The sequence below is a fragment of the Gammaproteobacteria bacterium genome (genome assembly GCA_003696665.1).
GTDB lineage: Bacteria > Pseudomonadota > Gammaproteobacteria > Enterobacterales.
This window is the reverse complement of sequence record RFGJ01000621.1, coordinates 1-1907: the sequence shown is the minus strand read 5'-3', so window position 1 is coordinate 1907 and position 1907 is coordinate 1. Positions and strand designations below refer to the sequence as shown.

Below are 1907 nucleotides of genomic sequence, written 5' to 3'. Positions count from 1 at the left end.
GTAGTCCGCCGGATCACCACAGAAATACCCCGCGCCGCCGTAGGGCTCTCTCTGCTCGGCGATATGACTCCCGGAACGCCCCGGCTCGCAGGGGCTTCCGGTTAAGGCCGTGCAGATTAGCCGTTCCAGGCCTCTCTCTGAAGTGTCAGTAATCATGAGTTCACAGTAAGTATTGTTCCGAAAACTTAATATGGAAGGTTCTCCTGAGAATTAGTTGCAAGAATAAAGCGATATAAGAAGTAATAGACATTGGATAACCTCCTGGTTATATTAGCTTTGAACGCCACCTTAAAACCAACCAGGAGAGACTTCCAATGTCTACACACAATTGGCGAGCTTATTGGGACTTTCCCCGAACAAAAATCACCGCTCTGAGCATCAGTGATGACGGCCAAATAACCCTGGTGAAGTTGGCCCCAGACAAGCGCTATCTGCCCATCTGTTCCGGATGTCAACAGAAGGTCAGAAGTGTTCACTCCTACCACAGTCGGGGTATTCGGGATTTACCCATGGGGGAATCCATGACCCTGTTACAGCTTCAATATCGAAAAGTGCGTTGCCCTCGGTGTGGCATCCGAGTCGAACACCACGAGTTTGTAGCCCCATATGCTCGGGTAACCCACCGCCTGGCCCGACTGATCTTTGAACTGTGTCAACACATGACAGTGGAGGAGGTAGCTCAACACTATCGATTGAGCTGGGATCAAGTCAAACAGATCGATAAAACCCTGCTCCAACAGCACCATGAGAAGCGCCCATTAGAGGAGGTAAACATTCTGGGCATCGATGAGATCAGTGTTCGCAAGCATCATCACTACTTGACCATCATCACCAACTATGACACCGGAGAAGTCATCGGGGTCATCCAAGACAGAACCTATGAAACTCTGGCGAAATTTCTGAGAAATCTCAAGGAAAACAACGATATACGGATCAATGCCGTGGTAATCGACATGTGGGATCCTTATATCAAGGCCATCCGGGAGTGCTGCCCGGAAGCCCACATCGTGTTTGATCTGTTTCATGTGGTGGCCGCCTTCGGCCGGGTCATCGATCAGATCCGAAATCAGGAGTATCGAAACACTACTACCGAGATGAAAACTTTGCTCAAAGGTTCGCGATATCTCCTGTTAAAGAATCCCCAAAATCTACACCCGCAAGAACGCCCCCGTTTAAAGCAAATCCTCCAACAAAACCAACGCCTGGCATTGGTGTATATCCTGAGAGACTATCTCAAAAGACTCTGGCAATACAAATACCGAAAGTGGGCCCAAAAATTCCTCGACTATTGGTGCCAACTCGCCCAGGAATCGGGCATCGCCGAACTCCAAAAGTTTGCCAAGACCTTACAGAAGTATAGTTACGGCATCCTCAATCACTGCCAATATCCCCTCCACACCAGCAAACTGGAAGGAATTAATAATAAGATCAAAGTCATTAAACGTAGGGCCTATGGGTATCACGACATAGAATACTTCGGCCTCAAAATCATACAGGCCACTTGCAACTAATTCTCAGGAGAACCGATTTTTTTAATCTCTGGCGGTTCAACAACTTCAGGATTCTGGTCACCCGGTGTCTGAGGCGCAGGGGCCAGGGGACCGGGTATTAAGTTGTCTTGTTCACCTGTAGGGTATCGTTTCCCGTTCCCGCCGTTTGCGTCTTTTTTCTCCTCCGGCGGAGTCACCGCCCCTATCAGCGAGTAAATGTCCATCATCTCTCCACACTCCAGGCAGCGCACTTCCCGATCCCCGAACTCCAGATGTTTGTAAAGATCGCTCAGCTCGAAAAAGTTCGGTTCTTCCCTGCTCTGGCAGGTCTGGCTCTGGCAGGGAATCAGTTCCCGGTAGCGGATGTTTTTGAACGATTTTTTGTGAATGGCCTCCACCTCATGGCGGATGATGGTC

The 1907-nt window shown here is 49.5% G+C and carries 2 protein-coding genes; one reads left to right on the top strand and one right to left on the bottom strand.

The window, feature by feature from the left end:
• Positions 1 to 314: 314 nt before the first annotated feature.
• A complete protein-coding gene (locus D6694_15070; GenBank protein ID RMH34738.1) occupies positions 315 to 1511 on the top strand; it encodes an ISL3 family transposase in 1197 nt (398 codons plus the stop codon).
• On the opposite strand, the gene D6694_15065 is transcribed toward D6694_15070, so the two are convergent.
• The coding region (locus D6694_15065; GenBank protein ID RMH34737.1) for a hypothetical protein at positions 1508 to 1907 on the bottom strand (400 nt) is incomplete at its 5' end. The two genes, D6694_15070 and D6694_15065, sit on opposite strands and share 4 nt — an antisense overlap.

Excerpts from the sequence above, each read along its gene's own strand:
- D6694_15070 (RMH34738.1), top strand. The coding sequence starts at position 315 with ATGTCTACACACAATTGGCGAGCTTATTGGGACTTTCCCCGAACAAAA.